This is a genomic window from Candidatus Saccharibacteria bacterium (assembly GCA_012965045.1).
In the GTDB taxonomy this organism is placed as follows: domain Bacteria; phylum Patescibacteriota; class Saccharimonadia; order Saccharimonadales; family DTSZ01; genus DTSZ01.
The window spans coordinates 360,273-382,043 of record DTSZ01000001.1 but is presented as its reverse complement, the minus strand read 5'-3'; the positions used below and the strand labels follow the sequence as shown (position 1 = coordinate 382,043).

Here is a 21,771-nt window from a genome sequence, read left to right as displayed (position 1 = left end):
TCAGTAGAATGTCTTGGTTTAAAGAACTAGGAAGGCAAATTTCCTTTCAAGATTTTAAACAGATACAACTCTAAATTCAATCAAATAACAGATAAATTTTCGAATAATGATAAGAGAACTATATCCTCAGAACCAACAAATGAGCGAAGGTTAATGCTAGCTGGTATCTAATCGTATATTCAAGATCTATAAATTTTACACAAACCTGAATAATATTGACAATTACCCAACATAGTAATATAATATGTAATATGATTGAAGAATTTTCAGCTCCTGTACAGGAAATTAGTGCAGAGGAAATTAGCGAACAAGCGCAGCGAAGACTCAATAAGAGTAATAAAGCTGTTAAGTTTTTTCGTAGGATATTCCCTGCCATCGAAGAAAGATCGCGCGAGAAAGCCGAGAGAGCGGTTATAGATGAGCATAAGAGATTCGAAGCTCTAAGGGCATGGGAAATAAAACGACAAAATGAAGAGCGTATAGAGTCTGAAAGACGGGAAGAATTAGGACCGATAGGCAGAGTTTTAGAAGACGCTCGTTTAGCAATTAAAGGCGCGAAATATAGATATGCTGGCTTGGATTTACCGCCACGTAATACTAGTGCGCTTGGAGTAGAAGGAAAACCGAATGTTACAGATTACATCGTAAAGTCTGTTTTTGCAGAACAAGCTAATCTTCATAAAGATGGCAAAGTCATGAGCTTAAAAGGCAACCGAATTGCACTTGCCACGATAGGTCAAGGTCTTGAAGATCTAGAAGCTTCAGACGGGGAGCCCTTAGTGTTTATGGTGGGGATACAAGAAAGCCACAGGAGTGTGTCTATTGTAGATGGGTTTGAGTTAAGTCCAGCAAACCTAACCATAATTAATGCTATGCAACCAAACGATTTTAGTGACATAGAGGCCTGTGTTGATAAATTCCGGTCTATGCCTGCAAGTCCGGTTAACGGTAGCGCTTATCATTTTAATGATTCGGACTGGGTTTAAGGATAATTCAAGAATAAGCTGAACTGTTGAAATACTTCTTCAAAGTAGTATTTCGGAAAATTTAATACAATACGCGCGCACTATTCTTTGCAATCTGTAACTCTGCTTGCTGGTCTACTGTATAGACGGCAAAGTAATTGTAACGCAGGTACCTTTGTCTTGTTCGCTGGTTACAGAGATGTTGCCACCGTGTTTTTCGATTATTAGTTTTATAGTGTAGAGGCCCAGACCGGTGTGGCTTTCTGTCATTGTCATAAAGTCTTCACCGATATGAAAACCTTCAAACAATCGTGATAACTCTTTTTGTGCAATTCCGCGGCCGGTGTCGGTAATAGAAATCGAGACCGCATTATTATCCTTAGCCGCTTGCAAGGTAATGCCCCCAGAAGCAGTGAAGTGAAGAGCATTAGAAAAAACATTGTCTATAATAATTTTAAGATATTCTTTTGAAATGTTTACAGTTGAGTCCTGACCTTCAAACTTGGCTGTAAAATCCAGACCTTTGTCAGCCGCTTGGACTTTATAAGTGGTACACAAATCCGTAAGGAATGAATTGATTTCAACTTCTTCTGATTCGATGTCACCAGTATTAACCTGGAACCTGGCAATAAGCAGAATATTTTCAGTCAGTTCGTACAGTTTTTCGGTTGCCTGAGTTGCATTTGCAATAGCTAAAGCTCGAGACTTCTGATTGTTATTTTTGGAATCTCCAAGCAGCTCCATGCAGGCTTTTAAGACAGTTATGGGTGTCCGTAGATAATGTGAAGAAAGAGCCATAAATTCTGATTTTGATTTGTCGACACCGCGCAGCTGCTCAATATCGGCCTGCAGTTTGTTTGCCATTATTTCTACTGAGCGTGATAAATCACCAATCTCATCGTTTCTAGCAAAAACTGGTATTTCTGTGTTGTTATCACTTTTACTTACTGATTCTGCAGCCTGTTGCAGTTTAGAGATTGGTTTAAGCAACAATAATTCTAGCAACAGGGAAACAGCAAGAATAGTAACGGCAATAACAGCAATGCCAACTGCAATAGTTGTGTTTACGGTACGCGATACGTCTGCAGAAATCGACGAAGAGTCTATTTGGTACACAATTGTGTAGCGATGCACGCCCGTGTCTTCTACATATGGACTAACTACCTGTTGGATGGTGTTGTCTTGGCTGTAGAGATAGGTGGTGTCGATAGTTTGAAGTGCTTGGTCTGAGACTGTTTGGTTGCTGGTGTCAGATGAGTTATTTTGTTGATACAGCAGGTTTCCGCTTACATCGTAAATGTTTACGTTAGTAATGGTGTCATTTAGGGCAACAAAATTTTCGATCTGCTGAGTGATTCTTACCCGGCCAGAATCTTTATATTGCAAAAACGCCTCGCCAATAGGCTCGGTTGCTAGCTCGGCAAACTGGTCTGCTTGCATTAGGAGGCCGTCTCGCAGTCTGCTAGCGAAGGACTGCGAAAACATAACCACTGCCCAGCCAACAATGGCAAAAAGCACTAAACTGACAAACCCTACAACCCGTAAACGTAAGCCGAGACGCATGGGCTATGTAATCCTCATCGTAATGCTACTCTGTAGCTTGTTTTTTATAAAATTCTGCATAGTGGATCCCCTCAAAAGCAGTGCCGTTTGCGTCAATTTCGTAAACATAATCACTGTCGTTGTAGCCAAGTAGTTCAACATCCGATACATACAGTGGCACCACTGCGACATCTTTCATTAGTTGGTCGGCTATTGATTGCAGTAATTCTAGGCGTTGATTGCTAAAGATGGTGGACGACTGATTAATTTGATCGGCAATACTTTGATTTGAATAGTTAGGTGAGTCTACAAACATGAACGACAGGGTGTCTACTGCGTCGTTAATGTCAGGCAAATATCCAGAGAAGAACATGTCGACTTCACCGCTGGCGAAGACTTTTGGGCCAATGGTTTGGCCGCTATCGTGCTCGTCGAGAGTAACATTGATGCCAAGTTCTTCTAGTTGGGTTTTAATGTTTTCTGCTGCGAGCCGCGCAGTAACAAAGTACGTCAACTCGAGGTCTAATCCGTCGGCGTAACCAGCTTCCACCAATAGCTCTTTAGCTTCTTCTGGGTTATGTGCAGGCCGTTCGATTAATGGATTGAAGCCGGGAATATCAACGGTGACTGGTTGGCTAGCTGGAGTACCAGTTTTATCGTAGGCATCTAGCAGTTCGTCGACATCAATTCCAAGGTATATAGCACGGCGAACAGATTCGTTCTGCAAGGGCCCATCCTTTGCTTGATTAAGACCAAGGTAGTTCACCGAAATGCTTTCGCGAACAATTGTTTCGTAGCCGTATTGATTCGGGTCTATACCTACATTAGTTAGCCCACTAAGTGTACTGATGTAATCAAATTGGTGTTGCTCAAGGGCTGATCGCAGTTCTTCTTCTTCTGTAGGAATTGCCGTTATGGTTAGTGTTTGAACTCCGCCAACTGGCCCATTATGGTAATTGTCAAATGCGGTTAAGCGCACAGTTTCTTCAGTTGGGATAGAATCTGTTAGGTATGGTCCAGTTCCTGCTAAAGCTGGGTTATCTCCTGAGTATTCAGAGTCAATTATATACACCAATGTCAGCTTACTGAGCAGTGTTGGGTCGGGAGCGGTTGTTTTAATAGTAACTGTTTGCGGGTCAGTAGCTTCAACTGATTCGATGGTCGAAATGTAGGTAGCGTCTTCTCCGTGATATTTTTTGAATTGCTCTACGCTATAAACAACGTCATCTGCAGTCAATATATTGCCGCTATGAAAGGCAATGTTGGGTTTTAGTTTGAATACCCACGTTGAAGTGTCGGGATTGGACCACGACTCTGCCAACAGAGGCACTACGGTTGTTCTATCCTCAAACCGCACTAGACCTTCAAAAATTTGCCGGTTAAGGATGATGTCGTTTTCGATACTAGAATTTTGTGGATATAAATTGAAGCCAGAAGAGATCATGCCAAGGGTTAATTGTTCGACTGGCTGGAATTGTAAGCTTGGCTGCGTTGCTGTTTGCGGCTGTACGTTCCGGACAACGACAAATGTCAGAAACACCAAAAAACTTATCACGGCCGCGAGCACCACCCACATAAGGTAATTTCCGTGTGGTTTTTTAGTTGAGTTTTTTGTTATTGGCTTAGGTTTATTTTGCTCTTGTTTTGGCTCTTCTTGGTTCACGCACCCATCCTTTAAGCATAAGTTATTTCTTTAACTGTAGTACTTGCGGTGCGGTGTGGTCAAATATGTTCTTTGGTTGGCTGTAATTTATATAGGTAAATTCATATAGTGTTGGGTTTTTACGATGTTTTTAGATAGCAATTCTTAAAAGAAATTTGCTAAAGAATATTATTAGCGCGCAAGCACAGGCCAGAATAACGAATAGGTGTATAAAAAAGAGTCCATTACTTTTCTTATGGATTCTGATTCTAGATAAAATATAAAAAGACAGCAGTATTATTGCATTTGAAAAAACAAACAGTACTAGTAGGTATATATAATCCAAAAGTAGGGCTTTAAAAATTTACATATTAGACTAATACTACATGAATGCTACATTTCTGGAACGGGCAACATTTCGTGAATTTCGATTGAAAATTTACCGTCTTCGTCACTTAAAAACGGGTGACTATCGGCATATTCCATGGCGTGCTCCATAGAGTCTGCTTGGATAATGCTGTACCCACTAAGATCGAGTCCATCTCCGTCTGTGCCGTCGTCGAATAAAGCGTGGCCATTTGCAAGTGGTGTGCCCATATCAATTAGATTTTCTTCGACACCGTTCATCCAGTCAGACCAGGCCTGCATAATGGATTTTGATTGTTCTGGGCTCATGTCTTCTGCGGCTGTAGCTGGGCCTTTGTAAATAAACATAAATTTTTTCATAACATACCTCTTGGTTAATTACACTAAGCTAAGCATAGTAACTAGAAGTTTTTTGTATATAATTTCACGAACTATTTGTTTTTTATGCACACTTTAGGCGGTCATATCTACAATATGCAAGTACATGCTTAAAGCGTATATTTATAGACATCAGGCACTCATACTACGGTCACTGAGTGAACCTATTTACACAAATCTTCGCTCCAAGATTTAGCGAAACCACAAAAAATCAAAATCCTATAAGCAATATATATTTATAACTTTTAAACTAATTATTTTGGAGGATCGGCTATGGGGCGTATCGAAGATTTATTGCCAAAAATTGAAATAGCAGCGGGAAAGACTACCCAGCAAATTGAGCCACAGGTGCGGAAATTTTACCAAAAAGATGGTGTTTGGTATGCGGTTGTGCAGTTTGTTGTTGGTGAAAATTTAACAAGCATGCACGTTGCGCTAGGAGCAAATTAGTCAAAACATATATTTGGGCTGTAGAATTAAGTTAATGAACAAGTATCTAGTTGGTTTATTAGTTGCAGCTTTGATGGTGATTGGCGGCCAAGCAGTAGTGGCGCAAAACACCCAAAACTTTGTGTTCGAATCGTTTGAAGCCGACTACTTTTTATCTAAAGACGACCAGAATGTGGGCAGGCTGGATATTACAGAAGAGTTAGTTGCTGTTTTTCCAGATTTTAATCAAAATCGTGGCATTGAACGGGCTATCCCTAAAAGCTATAAAAACGCACCAGTTAATATCGACATCACATCGGTTACTGATGGCAACGGCCAGCCGTGGAACTATACAACCTATACGTCTGGCGACTTTCTTATTGTGCGAATCGGCGATGCTAACGTTTTTGTGCACGGGCAACAGACCTATGTAATCGAATACTCGGTCGATAACGTTATTAGTTTTTTCGATGATCACGATGAGCTATTTTGGGACACTAACGGCACCGGATGGAGTCAATCATTTGGCAGTTTAGAGGCGAGGTTTCATATACCAGCATCAATTGCTGAATCTCTGCAGGACAGGCAAGAATGTTTTAGTGGAAGTTTTGGGTCTTCAGCGGCTGACTGCACGATCACCAGAGATGAGTCTTCGGCAGGAATAACTGTTACTGCAACTGCAAACAACCTGTTAGCGTACGAAAATGCTTCGGTTGTACTGGGCTTCGAAAAAGGTGAATTTTTTGCCGACCCGTGGATTAAGCGCAAAGCACTATTAAACGCGGCTGGTTTTGTTGGGGTTCCGATTCTAGCGCTGGGCTACAGCTACCGTCGTTGGAAAAAGCATGGTCGAGATGACAATAAGCGTGGTTACACAACCCCGCAATACGTACCACCAGCAGGACTCAATGTAGTTAGCAGTGAAGTGATTTTAAAAGAGAAGCTAACAACGGCTGGAATTTCAGCCGGCATATTGCAGCTCGCAACTCTTGGCTATATAAAAATCATCGACAAAGAAACAAAGCGGCGACTACGCAAAGACAAGCACGAACTAAGTCTAGAATTAACCAAAGACCCAAGTTCAGCACCACATGATTTACAAGAAATAGTATCGATATTATTCGAATCGGTAGAATTCGACCCCAAAAAAGTCTTAACATCATTATTTAAGGGCGACCTTAAGGGAGTGCGGGAAAGTGCTTTACAGGCGACCGCCGCGGGTAGCGCTACTATTGGCGAAGTTATCCAGCTCGATACACAAAAAAACAAACTGTATACCGGAGCGCAAAAACTTATAAAAAATACGCCAACACGGCTTGCTAAAGAAGGGTATTTTAAGGTTGCACCCGACAAAGCAAAAGCCAGCTGGGTAGGCCGGTCGATTTTGATGGCATTACTGAGCGTCCCGTTCTTTTTTATTTTGCCCGGCGTGGGGTTTGGATTTATAGCTGCTGGAGTACTTATGTTGTTTTGGACAAATGCCATGCCTGCTCGTACTTCAAAAGGCAGCGCCGCTTTTGACCACATTAAAGGGCTCGAAGAGTACATAAAACTTGCTGAGGCGGACAGGTTAGAGTTTCACCAAGGTGTTGAGGGCTCAAAATATGGCAGCGAACAAGTTTCCAGCAATGAGTTTAAACTGCGCATTTACGAAGAACTATTACCATACGCCATGTTGTTTGGTTTGACTGAAAGCTGGAGTGAGCAGTTTAAGGACCTGTATCAACAACCACCCGACTGGTACAACTCCAACGCCCGTACCTTTAATTCGCTGTTATTGGCTGACAGTTTAAATAATTTATCGAGTTCAGCTCAAAATGCGTTTACGCCACCAAGCAATAGTGGGGCCAGTGGTGGTAGTGGATTCAGCGGGGGCTTTTCTGGTGGCGGCGGAGGCGGCGGTGGCGGCGGCGGTTGGTAAGCTACTGCTGAGGGTTGATTAACGGCTGTAGTTGATCAGAAAACCGACGAATAAATCGCCCAATGTCGTAGGCGGTTGCTTCTTTAATTTTGCTATCGGGTGGTCGGACATTGGCGTCCTCGTACATACGGCCAAGTACCCAATGATTAAGTTCATGCCCTATAAGTCGTCGCAGTGTTTCTTCTGGGTCTATCTGCGTATTGGCTCCGGCAGTTAAATAAATTTGCGAATCAAATATAAATGGTCCGAAAAATTTTGTATTGGTGCTGCCGTTAGCAGTGCAGCCGATAGGAGGGCTAACGTATTGGTCGTCATTTTTGCAAAAATTATAAAATTCATGCGGGATGTTTAGCACCAGCGGTCGCTTGAATGTAGTCTGGGTTAAGTAGTTGTAGATGCACTCTAGCGAGTCTTGATCTAAGGGGTGTTGGTTTTCGCGTTCAAATAAATGTGCGTTTTTATATGGCCACAGCAATAGTTCTTCGAGCGCGATATGGTTAATCATTCCAGCCGCATCCGGGCTGTCACTTTTAAAGACAACTTCTAGTTCAATTGAATCAAGCTGGAACCGTTCTACTTCAAAAAAATCTTCTGGATTTAATCGTGTATGGATGCCTGAAAGTTCTTCTTTCGGTACGTCATCGTTTGTAGTGGCGTTTTCACGGGCGACTGGTTTGTTGTCGTCATAGGCGCGCTGACGAAGGAGTTCGATGTCGGACACGCTTGGAGCATTGTGTTCGTCGGTGCAATTGCTCGTTAAAAACACCGGTGAATCAACAGTTAGTTGCTCAACTGTTGATGATGTAGGTAGTAACTGGCTGGCAGTGAGCGCAAGCGCTGCCAAGCTGTAAGCTCCTTTTGACCGGAATCTTTCAAGAGCCGTCTCTGGGGGTGGGACTGTTTCAGGGGTGTGCATACAGAGTTATTTGAAATTATTAAACTGCAGCGGAATACTAAAATCGGTCTTTTTAATATGCGCCATGACAGTCTGCAGGTCGTTTTTGCTTGGGCTAGTTACACGCAGTTTGTCACCCTGAATTTGTGAGTTGAGTTTTTTTAGCCCCAGTTCACGCACGCTTTTGCTGATTTTTTTAGCAGTGTCGGATGGAATGCCTGACTTAAGTGGAAGCGTCCAGCGCCACGGGTTGCCGGCTTCGGGCTTAGTGGAGGTATCCAAAACGGATTGATCTATCCCGCGTTTAGCGAGTTTGCTGCGGACGATGTCGAGCACTAAGTTTAGCTGAAATTCCTCGTCGCCTTTAATAAGCAAACTATTTTTATCGCCATCAGCAAATTCAACTGATGCTGCAGTACCTTTTAAGTCATAACGAGTGCGGATTTCGCGAATTGACTGGTCGATAGCGTTGTTCATTTCGCTGACGTCAAACTCACTTACTATGTCGAACGAAAATTGTGGCATACATACAGTATACTAAAATTATGAACGCGCGACAGGTGATTGGTATTGGAGTTGTATTGGCTGCGAGTCTGCTTGGTGGACTATTTTTTATCAATCAACAAGCAACTGCGCCCGACCAACTAAATGCCGAATATTCATTTACAGTTGGTGAGCAAACATTTGATTTACTAGTAGCCGATGAACCGCACGAACAAATAACCGGCCTTAGCGGGCGCGAAGGACTTGACGACGATCGAGCAATGTTATTTGTGTTTGATGAGTCAGCCCAACACGGTATATGGATGAAAGACATGCTATTTAGTATTGATATTGTCTGGCTAAACAGCGAAAAACGAGTCGTCCACATAGAATCGAATATTAGTCCTGACACCTACCCAAGAATTTTTAAGCCCGAAGAAAATAGCAAATATGTTATTGAGTTTAACGCTGGTGCCGTAGCTAAGCTTGGACTCAGCGCTGGTGACACAGTAGAGTTTTAACAATGCAGCAAATCCGAAAAATTTTTAGCGCCACCAAAGAACTAAAACGTTATTACATTGCAATTGGTTGTTTTACAGTATTTTCTGCGCTACTAACTCTGCTTTTACCAGCAGTTACAGGTAAAGTTATTGATTTATTTGGGCAAGGCGAAGACTTTGATATTTCTAAAGCTGTTTTTTATGCAGCTGTTATTTTTTTGGCGGACATTCTTTATAACATTATTACTAATGTTAATGGCTATATTGGCGACCAAATGGGGTTTCATGTTCGGCGCATTTTGGGTAACAAATATTATGAAAAGCTAATGATTCTACCGCAGCAGTATTTTGATAACGAAATAACAGGCAAAGTCGTCAACAGGCTGGAGCGGTCAGTCGGTCAAATTAGTGATTTTTTGTCTGCGTTTAGTAACAATTTCTTACAATTTATTTTTAGCACCATTTTTGGGCTAGTAGTGATTGGATTTTACAGTTTGCCAGTTGCGTTATTCTTAGCAGCTTTGTACCCAATTTACATTTTTATGACAACGCGCAGCAGCGGCTTATGGATGGATTACCAAGACAAAATTAACAAAAATAATGATATGGCGTTTGGTCGCTTTAACGAGGCAATCAGCCAAATCAGAGCAGTTAAAAGTTTTAACCAAGAACAACGCGAACTAAATTACTATCAATCAAAACTAGCAAAAATAATCAGTTTAGTACGTCCCCAGTCAAAACATTGGCATATAAGCGATTTTAAGCGGAGATTAGTGCTGAATGTCATATTTTTTGCGGTGTTTTGCTTTATTTTTATTCAAGGAGCACGCGGAGCACTAACAGCTGGCGATGCCGTTGCTTTAATTTTATATTCCAATCAAATTCGTATTCCTATTTTCACTATTAGCTTCCTTGTCGACAGAACCCAACGGGTAATTAGTAACAGCAAAGACTATTTTGACGTTATTGAAAAAGCCGACGAGGAACGAAATGCTCAGGCTAAAAACCTGCACGTACACGACGGTAGAGTAGAGTTTAAAAACGTGACCTTTAGTTATGACGACAAAACTCAGGTTTTATCTGATTTAAATTTTACTATTGAACCGGGTGAAAAGATCGCTCTTGTCGGCGAAAGCGGTGGAGGCAAGACCACAATCACTAATTTGTTAATGGGGTTTTATCACCCCGACAACGGTCAAATTCTAGTCGACAAGCAGAACATTGCCGACATAAATCTGCCAAGTTTACGGCGAGCTGTAGGAGCAGTGTTTCAAACCGCCAGTTTATTTAGCGGCACGATTACTGAAAATATTTCTTATTCTAAATCGTCTTATAAAAAGAAAGACATAGTAGCTGCTGCCAAAGCTGCCAATGCACACCAATTTATTAACAAGTTCAAAAAAGACTACGACACCTTTATTGGTGAACGAGGCCTAAAACTGAGTGGTGGGCAGCAGCAACGAATAGCCATTGCTCGGGCAATTTTTAAAAACGCTCCAATCCTTGTTTTAGACGAGGCGACGAGCTCGCTCGACAGCAAGTCGGAAATACTGGTTCAAGCTGCACTCGATAAATTAATGGAAAATCGTACCACCATAATTATTGCGCACCGACTAAGCACCATAGCTAATGTCGATAAAATACTGGTGATTGACGGCGGACGGATTGCTGAGCAAGGTAGCCCTAAGCAGCTCGCAAAGTCTGGCGGGATTTATTCACAACTCCTTAAAATGCAAAAAGACGGTGCTGATATTGAGCAGCTTAAGAAGTACGACATGGTTGGCTAATCGGGATTCCTTGCTATAGACTCAAAGTAACGTTTAAGGAGTTGATTTAATGGCAAATAAAGGTACTTCGGGATTTCGGGATTTTTTAAGTAATGTAAGTGTGCGGTTTTTTGATGAGTGGAAGATTAAGAGTGCAGTATTTGGTTTAATTTTTATTTTTGGACTGCTTAGTTACACGACATTTTTGCCGCGAGAGGGGTTCCCGCCGATTCAGTTTCCGTTAACACTTGTAAACGGGGTGTATTTTGTCGACGACGCCGAAGCTGTTGACCGTGATGTGGTCCAGCCGGCATTGGCGGCAATTGAAGATGTTGAAGGTATAACTGAGACATTCTCTAACACTGGGCCAAATAATTTTACGTTTTTTGCCTTTTTTGATGAAGACGTCGATGCCGAGGCTGCCAATACGGAAGTACAGAGCCGGCTTGCCGACGCCAATGTCCCGGATGGAGTTGAGTTTGACGCAATATCATTAAACCCAGCGGCCTATTTGAACGAGTATGACTTGCTGCTTTCTGTTGGCTATGTACCGAACCAAACTGGTTCAGAAGTAAATGTAGACATCGAAGAAATCCAAGACAAGGCGGCAATTGTAGCTGAAGAATTTAAGCAAGACGAGCGAATTGCCAATGCCGAGGTTGTTGAGTTAGTGCAACAGGCTCCAGACCCTGCAACTGGCGAGATTGTGAGTCGACAAACAGGTTTTAACTTTTTTGGCACAAGTCCAAGCCCTGGTTCTAGCGATGTAATCTTTTATAAAGCTGTGACGGTTGGCATAAACAAGACTGACAGTATTGATATTCTAGAGCTGAACGACGTCGTTAAAGAGTTGTCTGAGCGGCTTGAGCGTGATGATCGATTGCGGACGGATTCATTAAACACTGGATATTATTTTGATATTTCTATAGGTGCTGACTTCGGAAGTTCGATAGCTACTCAAATTAATTCGCTACAAAGTAATTTATTTAGTGGTATTTTGGCGGTGTCGTTGATTAGCTGGCTGCTTATCACCTGGCGAGCTTCGTTAATAACGGCTGTATTTATGCTTGGGGTGATGCTGGTTACGATGATTGTACTCTTGGCAGTTGGCTATACGCTTAACACTATTACGTTGTTTGCCTTGGTGCTGTCGCTCGGTTTGTTTGTCGATGATGCAACAATAGTTATTGAGGCAATTGTGGCAGCCCGCGCGAAAGGCAGAAAACCGCGAGAGGCCATAAAAGAAGCAGTTAGCAAGGTAGCACCTGCCAGCTTTGCGGGCTCGCTGACAACTATTTTGGTCTTTTTGCCGCTCACATTTATTAGCGGAATTCTTGGAGAATTTATACGACTGATGCCAGTAACAGTGATTATTTCACTAACCGTGTCACTCCTACTATCGTTAACACTTATCCCGCTTTTGAGCCGATTTGGCTTAAAAAACATGCAGACCAAACCAAATGCAAAAACTCGTATGTTTGATTCTATTGCACAGGCGTTTGCGGGGTTGCCGCTGCTACTTAAAACCCGGCCGCGAATTGGTAAGCATGTGGCAGTGGGTATGGTGCTGTTGTCATTTGTTTTTGTGATGGGTACAGGGTACTTTGCCCAAAAAGTTGAGTTTAATATTTTTCCTGCCTCTGACGATTCCGATCAACTAAATATCAATTACGAATTTGCTCAAGGTACAAGTTTGCAGCAGGCCGAGTTGATAGCAGAGCGTGCTAATACCGTCATAACTGAGGAAGTTGGTGAAAACATGGTCCGGGCTTTGTATGGCGGTTTTAGTCCAAGCAACGAGCGCGGAGCAGACATTGTTGTTGAGTTGGTGCCATTTACGGACCGCGAAGTTACCTCGTTTGAGTTGATTGAGGTCTTAGAAGAATCACTGCAACAAGAAATTGGACAAGCTGCTGAAGTTACAATCAGCCAAATCGATAACGGCCCACCGGTAGAAGACCTACCGTTTAAAGTACAGATTATTGGCGAAGATCCAGCAAACACAGTGCCACTTGCTCAAGATATTCAGGATTTTTTAACTGACAGAACTATTGAGCGAGCGAACGGCACAACGTCGACTATTACCGAAACTGATCTTTCTGGCGTTCGTGGCGTAGCCCGGACCAACGGCGATCGTTACGTTGAAGTGAGTGCGGGTTTTGAGGATAGCGATGTGTCGGCTCTTGTAACTGCAGCTCAAACTGCTGTTGAGGAAGAGTTTACCGACAGTCGTCTGGCTGAATATGGTGACCAGATTACGCTTGGCTTTGATTTTGGACAAGAAAGCGATAGTGCCGAGAGTTTTGCAGCATTGGGTGTAGTGTTCCCGGTAGCAATTTTGGCGATATTGGTTTTACTGGCGATTCAGTTCCGTTCTATTTTGCAACCACTACTAATAATATTGGCGATTCCGTTTAGCATATTTGGTGTCTTCTTGGGATTGTATGTAACTGACAATTCACTGAGTTTCTTTAGCGCAATCGGCATGATCGGTTTGATTGGGATCGCAGTTAACAACACCATTCTATTAACTGACTATGCGAATCAAGAAAAGCAAGCCGGCAAAGGCAGAGTTGAAGCTATATCCTCAGCCCTACAGCAGCGTTTTAGACCGCTACTTGCTACAACCATCACAACTATTGTTGCCTTGTTGCCATTGGCGCTAAACGACCCGTTCTGGGAGCCACTGGCCTACACAATCATATTTGGTTTAGCGAGCTCCACAATCTTAGTTATATTGTCATTCCCGTATTACTACATAATGTCCGAAACGGCGTCTGCCTTTGCTAAACGGGGATACAATAGATTGCGGAAAAAGTAGTAAATTCCACGTAGCCGTCTATACGGTTATGGTCTATACTTTGTTTCAACTATGAGGGTAGCTTTGATACATCACGCACACGGATTATTGCTGCGTACGGCTTGGATGCTGGCGTTTGCATCGCTGTTTGTTTTTTCGGCAGCTGGCTATGCAGTGGCGCAGACGTTTTCTGACGATTCCACCACCCAACCAATTCGTCAAACAAACACAACAAACCTTAAAGTAAACGGGCTGGGAAGCGAAGCTCCTGCCAGTAGCGGCAATACGCTACAGGGAGCCGATGGCGTTCAGCAGTCTACGCAAAACAGTAGTGGGTTGCAAAATCCAGGTAGCGGGCAAAGTTCGTTGCAACCCAATGCTGGTCAATCAACATTTAATGGAGGAGATTAGTGAAAGATAATAAATGGGCAATATTTGGAGTAGTCGCGGTATTTGTTGGCGTGGCTGTGGCGGCTATTATTGTAAGCAAGCCAGAAACTGAACCAGACTTAAATGTCGATATTGCCGAAACCACAAACGATAACGAAACAAGCTTAGAGGTAACCGATGGTACCGACAGCACTAATCAACAGGAGGAACAAGTGAGATATTTAGAAGACTTTGACGCACAGGCAGAACCAGCCACAGAGCTGCAGATTATTGACTTAGTAGAAGGCGACGGCGAAGTAGTTGAAGAGAACGCTCGGGTTACAGTGCACTACACCGGCGCATACGCTGTTAACGGTGAAATATTCGAAACGTCAAAAGACCGCGGCCAGACAATAACCTTTGGCTTAAATGAAGTTATTCCAGGTTGGACACAAGGTGTTCCTGGCATGAAGGTTGGCGGAACACGACGATTGATCATTCCTGGTGAATTAGCATATGGTGCTGCACCTAACGGTTACGTGCCTGGCGAAGGTGCAAGACCACTCGGTACCTTGGTTTTCGACATTGAGCTCGAAGCAGTTGAGGGTTAACAGTCACTACACAGCCACTTGCTATACTTTAAGTAATCACTTAAACTTTAATCAAAGGAGAAATACATGAGCAATATAAAAAACATAACTATCTTCAGTACAACAACTTGCGTGTATTGCCCGATGGTTAAAAAGTGGCTGGACGGCAAAGGCTTAGAGTATGAATACATTGAACTCGACAAAGATCCGTCTCGACAACAAGAAATGATTGAAAAGTCTGGTCAAATGGCTGTGCCAGTGACCTTGTTCACAAAAGAAGATGGAACAGAGGAAGTGGTCGTTGGATTCAACCCAGGACAGCTAGCCTCAGCTATTTCATAGTCTTGCGGCTACGGCATCGACAATGACTTCGTTTGTGTACTATGGCTCAGATTGGTGTCCGGACTGTGTTCGTGTCAAACGGTGGTTGTCCGAAAACAATCTAACCGACTACACCGAACGAGATCCGGACGATGGGCAAGAAATTGTAGATGAAATGCTAGCCAAGACGAACGGCCATCATGAAATACCAACGCTGGACATTAATGGTAAAATTTTAGTTAATCCAAGCAACGAAGAGTTAAAAGAGGAATTTAAAACTATGAGTGCAGAACATTCAGAAGACAAAATATACGACGTAGTTGGTATCGGTGCCGGTCCGACTTCTTTAGCCGCTGCGATTTATACTACCCGCGAGGATCTTGAAACTGTTTTACTTGAAAAAGGTGTAGTTGGTGGACTAGCTGCAGTTACTGAAAGCGTCGAGAACTACCCAGGGTTTCCAGACGGTGTTGGTGGCATGGAGCTTGCTCAGAATCTAGAAAAACAAGCACTGCGGTTTGGTACAACTATTCAACTTGCTGAAGTTACCGCGATTGAAGACAAAGGCGACTACCGAGTGGTGAAGTCGACAGACGGTGACTATAAAGCTAAGACTGTTCTTATTGGGACTGGCAGTGATTACAAAAAGGCAGGAGTAAAAGGCGAAAAAGAGTTCTATGGCCGTGGCGTACATTATTGTGCAACCTGCGACGGGGCTCTGTACCGAGACCAAGTGATGGCAGTTATTGGCGGCGGTAACTCTGCAGCCCAAGAAAGTTTGTTTTTAACAAAATTTGCCAAACAAGTACATGTTTTTATTCGTAAAGACCATTGGCGAGCGTCTGATGTATTGATTCAAAAAGTACAAGAAAACGACAAGATTACGGTTCATTTTAATACTGAAATCGAAGAAATCCAGGGTGAAGGGGTTCGAATCCATTCAATTACGACTAAGAACAATCAAACAAACGAAACGCAAGAAATGAATGTTGGCGTGGTGTTTGTGTTTGTTGGCTTGAGCCCAAATACAGCCTTTTTGGGCGATTCAGTTGAGCTCGACGAAGCTGGATTTGTAAAAACCAACGAGGATTTACAGACAAATCTTAATGGTGTGTTCGCGGCTGGTGATGTGCGCAGCGGTGCAACTATGCAAATTGCTTCGGCGGTTGGCGAAGGCGCTACAGCAGCTCTAAAAATACGCGAATTTCTAGAGGCCAACGAATAGTTATACAATAGTCATACGTTTTTCTCACATAAGCTATACATTCAGCTCCCTACACTTAACTGCTAGTTAGTCGGGAGCTTTTTAAAAGCAAAAATTATTATGACTAATTAATAACTATAAAAAGGAGAATCCATGGATTCAATGAAAGGTTCTGCAATGGCATTAGCCATCGTAGGTTTAGTATTAGGGGGCGTAATAGGGTATACAGTCGGGGCGAGCGATGATGATTCGGAGACTACGCAAACGACGCAACAGTCACCAGTGTCTGATGAAGCATCAGACTTGCGACTGGCGCTTAATACAGAGCTAAAACAACACGTAACTCAGGCAGCAGTTGCGTTGCGATCAATCGCAATTAATGGAGCTGACTCAGAAACAACAGCAGCAGCGGTGTCCGAACTTGATAACAATAGTGTTGCTATAGCTGGTCTGGTAGGGAGTGTTTATCCAGAACAAGAAGAGGCATTTTTAAGTCTATGGCGCGAGCATATTGGTTTTTTCGTTAGCTATACGCAAGGTGTACTAGACGGAGACGAAGACGTTCAGCAACAGACCTTGGACGACCTGGCTGGATACGGCGAGCAGGCTACAGCTTTCTTTACCGAAACAGCTGGCTTGGATCTACCACCGGAAACAGTTAAATCATTGCTTGTCGGCCACAGAGACTTAGTTGTAGCTGCAGTTGATTCACTAGCTGCAGGCGACATTGAAGGCTACTTTGCCAACGAGGCTGCAGCCTATGACCAAATGGGCGAAATCGCTGACGCGCTGGCTGGTGCAATAGCAGAACAGCAAAACCTATAAATTTGAGTTTATAGATAAAATCCGACCCGCCACTGGTAGGTCGGATTTTTTAATAAGAAAGAACTATATACTTATGAATAAATTATTTTTCGGGCTTAGTCTTGTTATAGCCGGTTCGGCCATAATATTTTTTACGATAAATAATTCTGACAGAAGACAACAGGATGCTAGCACAGAACAATCTAGTGCTCTGAACGAATTAAGCCAGGCCACTCAAACATATTTAAGTGAAGCAGGCAATAATGGCGAGGTTGATGCAGTAGGTCAACCGAGCGTTGCTGTTAGCATTGGTGAGTTTTATTTTGAGCCAACGCTGCTGACTATAAGCAAAGGCACAACAGTCACATGGACGAATACTGGTGATGTTAGGCATAATATCGTTTCTTGGAGCAATAGCTTAACCCAAGGGCTTAATAGCGACCTATTAGCAAATAGCGAAAGCTTTAGCTATACGTTTGAAGAAAGCGGCGAGTACGTTTATTTTTGCGAACCACATCCATTTACAATGCGCGGCGTTGTTAGAGTAATTGAATAGCCGCGGGCGAACTATACAAACTTTTATGATCGTCAAAAAGTGTATAATTTGCCGGCTATAGCGAGCAGGCCTAAATCCAGAACGTAATTTGCTATACTATCCAAGAACTATTTATAGGAGGAAATGTGCCAGATTTTAATCAAATTCTTACACCAGGTGACGATGTAGCGAGCGGATCGATTAATACAGTTATCGAAATCCCTAAAGGCAGCATGCTAAAAATTGAATGGAACCGCAATTTAGCGTGTTTTGAGCTCGATCGAGTCGAACCGGGAATTTTTGCAAAACCAGTTAATTATGGTTTTATCCCGCAGACACTCGACGAAGACGGCGATGAGCTCGATACCTTAGTTGTAACGTCTGAACCAATTCCAACTGGCGTTTTTACCAAAGCAAAAGTAATTGGCGTACTTAATTTTGACGATGGTGGCGAGATGGATCATAAAGTTATTTGTGTACCGGAAGATGACCGACATTATGGCTCGATCAACACTGTTGACGAGCTTGGCAATGCTTGGAAGCAACAAATAGAGCACCATTTTAATCACTACAAAGACCTTAAAAAGCCTGGCACAACTGAAGTATTGGGCTTTGGTGATACTGAAGCTGCGATCGGCGTAATTAATGAGTGTATTGAACGCTGGAACAAGCAGGGATAATCATAAATGATAAAGCCTGATTGGCAGCAAACACCCATAGCTGGTTCACAATTATTCGTGTTTGAATATGCGGATGTGAACGGTAAGCAATGGGAGCGTGTAAGACGTCCACCCGGTGTGCGGTTATTGTGCCTGAACCGCGATAGCTCTAAGGTTATTTTACAGTCTGAGTACCGACGCGAAATGAAGTCTACGGACTGGCGATTGCCTGGAGGTAAAATGTTTGACTTCGCAAAGCCATGGATGGAATACCTAGAAGCTGGCAAGGATCTTATTGATATGGCACAAAAGAAATCAATGCAAGAGGCCCAAGAAGAGGCTGGGATTATTGTTAACGATAATCCTGAATTTCTAGAAAAAGTAATTATGACTGCTACATTTGAACGCGACCTGTACTATATGACTTCACATAACTGGGAGTTAACAAACCAGCATGCGCGAGAAGAAGGGGAGATAATTCACGAAATAAAGGAATTTAATTGGAGTGAAGTTGCCCAACTAATAAAGAACGGTGAGCTGAAGGAATCACAAACTATAGGGGTGTTGGCTAGAAATTTTATCTTGTAAGTGAGTGAATGCGCTGTTGGTGAATTTGTTAAGCAAGTAAATATATTAAATGAAGCCCTAGGGAGTGGTTGTGAGCCTGGGGAAAGTTATCAGTTACGACAGCGTGCATTAGATGCCTATAGCGTTGTACTTGAGGCCGGGGAATTAAAAGCTTGTACTGTTGTTGCAGTTATTGAAGACCTATTGGTTACGCAAGTAGAGACGGCCGATATTGTCCGATCGCCATTGACTTTGAGCGTTGCAGTTCAAAAAGAACATGGCATTTTTCTCTTGAGCTTGTTTGATAGTGGTGTCGAGCTTGAAGTCATGGAGTGATACACTAAAAAGCAGATGAGTAATTTTAGTAATATAGAAAAAGTTTTACAAGGAATTGAAAAATTCCAGTTATATAAAACTGCACAAAAAGATAATGCGAGCAAGACTGAGCTGACGCGCATGAGGCGAGTGGCGTATGGCGGCATCATAGACCATACGGAGGTATTGCGTCACTTGTCATTGGCGCTTGCTTTTTCTCCTAACCTTGGAATGCGATACGGACAACGTGCCGGAGTCAGGTATAGCGTCGGTAGGCGGTTTGATCGAATGTATTTTGATAAGCCGTATGGGCCAGTTGAAGTACGGTCTCCGCAAATTCGTCCCAGTGAGCGCTTGCTTATGCTGGACGTAAAGATGAAAGACATTTTGCCTGAAGGCAACAGTGATAGACCAATAGTAGTTGGGCTTCTTGAACCAGGCGTGAGAGTCGATTTGAAGCATCATCGAGAGGTCAAAACTGCCTTCGCTGCACAGGAGTGGGTTGGGCAAACAAGAATCGCAAAAGCTAGTCAGTTTATTGGAGCCGTAACACTTGCCAATGCTGATGAAAAAGAATGGATGCAGCACGGCTGGGTAGAGCCAACTCTACCGGTGCAATTTACAACTGAAGCTGTTGGGCTCGATGAGGGCGGACGTGCCGTTGCGGATGTTAGTTTAGTAGAAACAGGACATATATTTGAAGGCCGAGCGCGGTTAGTTATTGACGGACTAACCAGTGACGTCATTAGCGATGTAGTGCAAACTGCCTAAAGCATAAACAGTTTGCACGACAGTGGTGATTTCTATACTATTTCACTAGTAATAGATTTTTAGAAGGGTGATACATGGCATTAAAAGTAGCAATCAACGGATTTGGAAGAATCGGCCGGAACGCTTTTAAAGTAGCGTTTGAACGTAAAGATATTGAAATAGTTGCACTTAATGACTTAACCGACAACCCAACTTTGGCACACCTACTGAAGTACGATACAGCGTACGGGCGTTACGCACATGATGTGGAAGCCAGCGAAAACGGCATAGTAGTTGACGGCCATGAGATTAAAGTCTTAAACGAACCCGATCCAGAGAAACTCCCGTGGGGAGACATGAATGTTGACGTGGTAATCGAATCGACTGGTCGATTTGTTAAGACTGAAGACGCTAAAAAACATGTTACGGCTGGCGCTAAGCGAGTAGTAATATCTGCCCCGGCCAAGAGCGAAGGTTCATCGACATATGTGCTGGGAGTAAACGACGACAAACTTGTTGACGACGACAACCAAGTGTTTTCGAACGGATCATGCACTACTAACTGTATAGTTCCACCGGCAGCTGTCATGGAGGCTAACTTTGGGGTTGAAAAGGCTATGATGACAACCATACACAGCTACACTGCCGACCAACGACTGCAAGATGCACCACACGGTGATATGCGTCGTGCTCGTGCAGCAGCCCAGAATATTATTCCTACCAGTACTGGTGCAGCGATCGCCACTGGCGAAGTGCTAGAAAATTACAAAGGTATATTTGATGGAATGGCGTTTCGCGTGCCAACTATGGTTGGGTCTGTTAGTGACTTTACTTTCTTGTTAAAACGAGATGTAACGGTCGAAGAGGTTAACAGTGCCTTTAAAGAAGCCGCGGCAATGCCGATTTACCAAGGAATCTTAGCAGTAACAGAAGAGCCGCTTGTTTCAAGCGATTTTGTTGGAGACAGTCACAGTTCGACCGTAGACCTAAGTCACACCAAAGTTGTTGGCGGCAATATGGTTAAAGTCGTTGCGTGGTATGACAACGAATGGGGTTACAGTAACCGACTGGTTGAACTTGTAGCTGACATTGGAAAAGTACTAGCGTAGCAATATTTACAATCAAATGAATTTGCATCTACTATGCAATGTTCTGTATCGTTAATTATGTAAATCCAAAAAACAAAAATAAAAAAGGAGAAAAAATAATGGCAGAGAAGGAATTGCAAATGAGCTACCAAAAAGACTCAACAACAGCTATCGTACGAAGCATTTTCAAACAATTTGCACCTGTTAGAATTCGAGTGCAAGAACAACGATAATGAAACGAACTATCTACCTGACAAGTGATCACGGTGGGTTTGATCTAAAAGAAAAGCTTAAAAACTACTTAGTCGAGCAGGGTCATAAAGTTGAGGACGTTGGTCCGCAGGTTAAAGACCCTCAAGACGACTACCCAGACTACGCGCTAAAATTAGTGCGTATGTTGCGTTCTGACGATTACGGTTGGGGTATTGCTATTTGCCGCAGTGCACAAGGCATGTGCATGGCGCTAAATAGGAATCCTGGCATTCGAGCAGGGCTTGCGTGGAGTGTTGAAGAGGCTAAGAAAGTTCGTCAGCATGAGAACTCAAACGCTGTTTGTTTGTCGGGCGATTTTATATCTGAGGCAAATAATATAAAGATTGTAGAAGCCTGGCTCAACGCAGACTACAAAGGCCCAGAAGAGCCGCGCCATGCGAGGCGGCTTGATAAGCTAGAGAGCTACTTTCCGCTCTAAATAGCAGATCGTATTTTGCAGTTCGCAGCTCGTTAATAAAGTGGCCTATTTATATCTTGTGGTGCTTGCTTATTCGACTTACTCCTCGCTTCGGCACTTTCTTGCATTGCACTCCAGTACGAACTTCTCATTCTCAGCTCGGTACTAAGGTTAGTCCTGAGTTTAATTCAAGTGTTGCTGCTAGGCTTCTG

General features: G+C 43.1%; 22 protein-coding genes. 17 read left to right on the top strand and 5 right to left on the bottom strand.

Annotation, left to right across the window (positions count from 1 at the left end):
- The first annotated feature begins 251 nt into the window (after nt 1-251).
- The gene (locus EYO12_01955) at nt 252-986 is read left to right on the top strand and encodes a hypothetical protein (GenBank protein HIA91864.1); all 735 of its coding nucleotides are present in this window, start codon (nt 252-254) and stop codon (nt 984-986) included.
- 114 nt (nt 987-1,100) lie between these two features.
- Here EYO12_01955 and EYO12_01950 read toward each other — a convergent pair whose 3' ends face one another.
- The 3 genes from EYO12_01950 to EYO12_01940 form a co-directional block, all read right to left on the bottom strand.
- On the bottom strand, nt 1,101-2,528 hold the full coding sequence (locus tag EYO12_01950; protein HIA91863.1) for a HAMP domain-containing histidine kinase: 1,428 nt from the start codon (nt 2,526-2,528) through the stop codon (nt 1,101-1,103).
- A gap of 25 nt (nt 2,529-2,553) precedes the next feature.
- The gene (locus EYO12_01945) at nt 2,554-4,170 is read right to left on the bottom strand and encodes an ABC transporter substrate-binding protein (GenBank protein ID HIA91862.1); all 1,617 of its coding nucleotides are present in this window, start codon (nt 4,168-4,170) and stop codon (nt 2,554-2,556) included.
- Nucleotides 4,171-4,542: 372 nt separating this feature from the next.
- A complete protein-coding gene (locus tag EYO12_01940; protein HIA91861.1) occupies nt 4,543-4,875 on the bottom strand; it encodes a hypothetical protein in 333 nt (110 codons plus the stop codon).
- A 502-nt stretch (nt 4,876-5,377) separates the two neighbouring features.
- On the opposite strand from EYO12_01940, the gene EYO12_01935 reads away from it, so the two are divergent.
- Nucleotides 5,378-7,243 (top strand): DUF2207 domain-containing protein, encoded by a 1,866-nt coding sequence (locus EYO12_01935; protein HIA91860.1) that lies wholly within the window; start codon nt 5,378-5,380, stop codon nt 7,241-7,243.
- 1 nt (nt 7,244) lies between these two features.
- Here EYO12_01935 and EYO12_01930 read toward each other — a convergent pair whose 3' ends face one another.
- Both EYO12_01930 and EYO12_01925 read right to left on the bottom strand, forming a co-directional pair.
- On the bottom strand, nt 7,245-8,159 hold the full coding sequence (locus EYO12_01930) for a hypothetical protein (protein HIA91859.1): 915 nt from the start codon (nt 8,157-8,159) through the stop codon (nt 7,245-7,247).
- A gap of 6 nt (nt 8,160-8,165) precedes the next feature.
- Complete coding sequence (locus EYO12_01925) at nt 8,166-8,663, bottom strand: YajQ family cyclic di-GMP-binding protein (protein HIA91858.1); 498 nt, start codon at nt 8,661-8,663, stop codon at nt 8,166-8,168.
- A 20-nt stretch (nt 8,664-8,683) separates the two neighbouring features.
- Between EYO12_01925 and EYO12_01920 the strand changes: the two genes are divergently transcribed.
- The 15 genes from EYO12_01920 (at nt 8,684) to EYO12_01850 (ending at nt 21,580) form a co-directional block, all read left to right on the top strand.
- The gene (locus tag EYO12_01920) at nt 8,684-9,142 is read left to right on the top strand and encodes a DUF192 domain-containing protein (GenBank protein ID HIA91857.1); all 459 of its coding nucleotides are present in this window, start codon (nt 8,684-8,686) and stop codon (nt 9,140-9,142) included.
- Nucleotides 9,143-9,144: 2 nt separating this feature from the next.
- Nucleotides 9,145-10,908: an ABC transporter ATP-binding protein gene (locus tag EYO12_01915; GenBank protein HIA91856.1), complete on the top strand. Its 1,764-nt coding sequence runs from the start codon at nt 9,145-9,147 to the stop codon at nt 10,906-10,908.
- Between the two features lie 49 nt (nt 10,909-10,957).
- Nucleotides 10,958-13,708: an efflux RND transporter permease subunit gene (locus EYO12_01910; protein ID HIA91855.1), complete on the top strand. Its 2,751-nt coding sequence runs from the start codon at nt 10,958-10,960 to the stop codon at nt 13,706-13,708.
- A gap of 51 nt (nt 13,709-13,759) precedes the next feature.
- Nucleotides 13,760-14,098: a hypothetical protein gene (locus tag EYO12_01905; protein ID HIA91854.1), complete on the top strand. Its 339-nt coding sequence runs from the start codon at nt 13,760-13,762 to the stop codon at nt 14,096-14,098.
- A 191-nt stretch (nt 14,099-14,289) separates the two neighbouring features.
- On the top strand, nt 14,290-14,667 hold the full coding sequence (locus tag EYO12_01900) for an FKBP-type peptidyl-prolyl cis-trans isomerase (GenBank protein HIA91853.1): 378 nt from the start codon (nt 14,290-14,292) through the stop codon (nt 14,665-14,667).
- A gap of 66 nt (nt 14,668-14,733) precedes the next feature.
- Entirely contained in the window at nt 14,734-14,988 is a 255-nt protein-coding gene (locus tag EYO12_01895; protein HIA91852.1) for a glutaredoxin family protein, read from the top strand.
- Nucleotides 14,989-15,010: 22 nt separating this feature from the next.
- A complete protein-coding gene (gene trxB, locus EYO12_01890) occupies nt 15,011-16,192 on the top strand; it encodes a thioredoxin-disulfide reductase (GenBank protein ID HIA91851.1) in 1,182 nt (393 codons plus the stop codon).
- Nucleotides 16,193-16,324: 132 nt separating this feature from the next.
- Nucleotides 16,325-16,996: a hypothetical protein gene (locus tag EYO12_01885; GenBank protein HIA91850.1), complete on the top strand. Its 672-nt coding sequence runs from the start codon at nt 16,325-16,327 to the stop codon at nt 16,994-16,996.
- 73 nt (nt 16,997-17,069) lie between these two features.
- The gene (locus tag EYO12_01880; protein ID HIA91849.1) at nt 17,070-17,531 is read left to right on the top strand and encodes a hypothetical protein; all 462 of its coding nucleotides are present in this window, start codon (nt 17,070-17,072) and stop codon (nt 17,529-17,531) included.
- 125 nt (nt 17,532-17,656) lie between these two features.
- Nucleotides 17,657-18,190 (top strand): inorganic diphosphatase, encoded by a 534-nt coding sequence (locus EYO12_01875; protein HIA91848.1) that lies wholly within the window; start codon nt 17,657-17,659, stop codon nt 18,188-18,190.
- Between the two features lie 6 nt (nt 18,191-18,196).
- On the top strand, nt 18,197-18,757 hold the full coding sequence (locus EYO12_01870) for an NUDIX hydrolase (GenBank protein HIA91847.1): 561 nt from the start codon (nt 18,197-18,199) through the stop codon (nt 18,755-18,757).
- A complete protein-coding gene (locus EYO12_01865) occupies nt 18,758-19,072 on the top strand; it encodes a hypothetical protein (protein HIA91846.1) in 315 nt (104 codons plus the stop codon).
- Between the two features lie 15 nt (nt 19,073-19,087).
- Complete coding sequence (locus tag EYO12_01860) at nt 19,088-19,822, top strand: hypothetical protein (GenBank protein ID HIA91845.1); 735 nt, start codon at nt 19,088-19,090, stop codon at nt 19,820-19,822.
- A gap of 74 nt (nt 19,823-19,896) precedes the next feature.
- Nucleotides 19,897-20,910: a type I glyceraldehyde-3-phosphate dehydrogenase gene (gene gap, locus EYO12_01855; protein ID HIA91844.1), complete on the top strand. Its 1,014-nt coding sequence runs from the start codon at nt 19,897-19,899 to the stop codon at nt 20,908-20,910.
- A 211-nt stretch (nt 20,911-21,121) separates the two neighbouring features.
- Nucleotides 21,122-21,580, top strand: a complete 459-nt coding sequence (locus EYO12_01850; GenBank protein ID HIA91843.1) for an RpiB/LacA/LacB family sugar-phosphate isomerase — start codon at nt 21,122-21,124, stop codon at nt 21,578-21,580.
- Nucleotides 21,581-21,771 lie beyond the last annotated feature (191 nt).

Coding starts and splice junctions, on each gene's coding strand:
- EYO12_01860 (HIA91845.1), top strand. CDS start 19,088: ATGAGTAATTTTAGTAATATAGAAAAAGTTTTACAAGGAATTGAAAAA.
- EYO12_01935 (HIA91860.1), top strand. CDS start 5,378: ATGAACAAGTATCTAGTTGGTTTATTAGTTGCAGCTTTGATGGTGATT.
- EYO12_01925 (HIA91858.1), bottom strand. CDS start 8,663: ATGCCACAATTTTCGTTCGACATAGTAAGTGAGTTTGACGTCAGCGAA.
- EYO12_01885 (HIA91850.1), top strand. CDS start 16,325: ATGGATTCAATGAAAGGTTCTGCAATGGCATTAGCCATCGTAGGTTTA.
- EYO12_01930 (HIA91859.1), bottom strand. CDS start 8,159: ATGCACACCCCTGAAACAGTCCCACCCCCAGAGACGGCTCTTGAAAGA.
- EYO12_01850 (HIA91843.1), top strand. CDS start 21,122: ATGAAACGAACTATCTACCTGACAAGTGATCACGGTGGGTTTGATCTA.
- EYO12_01940 (HIA91861.1), bottom strand. CDS start 4,875: ATGAAAAAATTTATGTTTATTTACAAAGGCCCAGCTACAGCCGCAGAA.
- EYO12_01895 (HIA91852.1), top strand. CDS start 14,734: ATGAGCAATATAAAAAACATAACTATCTTCAGTACAACAACTTGCGTG.
- EYO12_01955 (HIA91864.1), top strand. CDS start 252: ATGATTGAAGAATTTTCAGCTCCTGTACAGGAAATTAGTGCAGAGGAA.
- EYO12_01950 (HIA91863.1), bottom strand. CDS start 2,528: ATGCGTCTCGGCTTACGTTTACGGGTTGTAGGGTTTGTCAGTTTAGTG.
- EYO12_01880 (HIA91849.1), top strand. CDS start 17,070: ATGAATAAATTATTTTTCGGGCTTAGTCTTGTTATAGCCGGTTCGGCC.
- EYO12_01910 (HIA91855.1), top strand. CDS start 10,958: ATGGCAAATAAAGGTACTTCGGGATTTCGGGATTTTTTAAGTAATGTA.
- EYO12_01915 (HIA91856.1), top strand. CDS start 9,145: ATGCAGCAAATCCGAAAAATTTTTAGCGCCACCAAAGAACTAAAACGT.
- EYO12_01920 (HIA91857.1), top strand. CDS start 8,684: ATGAACGCGCGACAGGTGATTGGTATTGGAGTTGTATTGGCTGCGAGT.
- EYO12_01870 (HIA91847.1), top strand. CDS start 18,197: ATGATAAAGCCTGATTGGCAGCAAACACCCATAGCTGGTTCACAATTA.
- trxB (HIA91851.1), top strand. CDS start 15,011: ATGACTTCGTTTGTGTACTATGGCTCAGATTGGTGTCCGGACTGTGTT.
- EYO12_01905 (HIA91854.1), top strand. CDS start 13,760: ATGAGGGTAGCTTTGATACATCACGCACACGGATTATTGCTGCGTACG.
- gap (HIA91844.1), top strand. CDS start 19,897: ATGGCATTAAAAGTAGCAATCAACGGATTTGGAAGAATCGGCCGGAAC.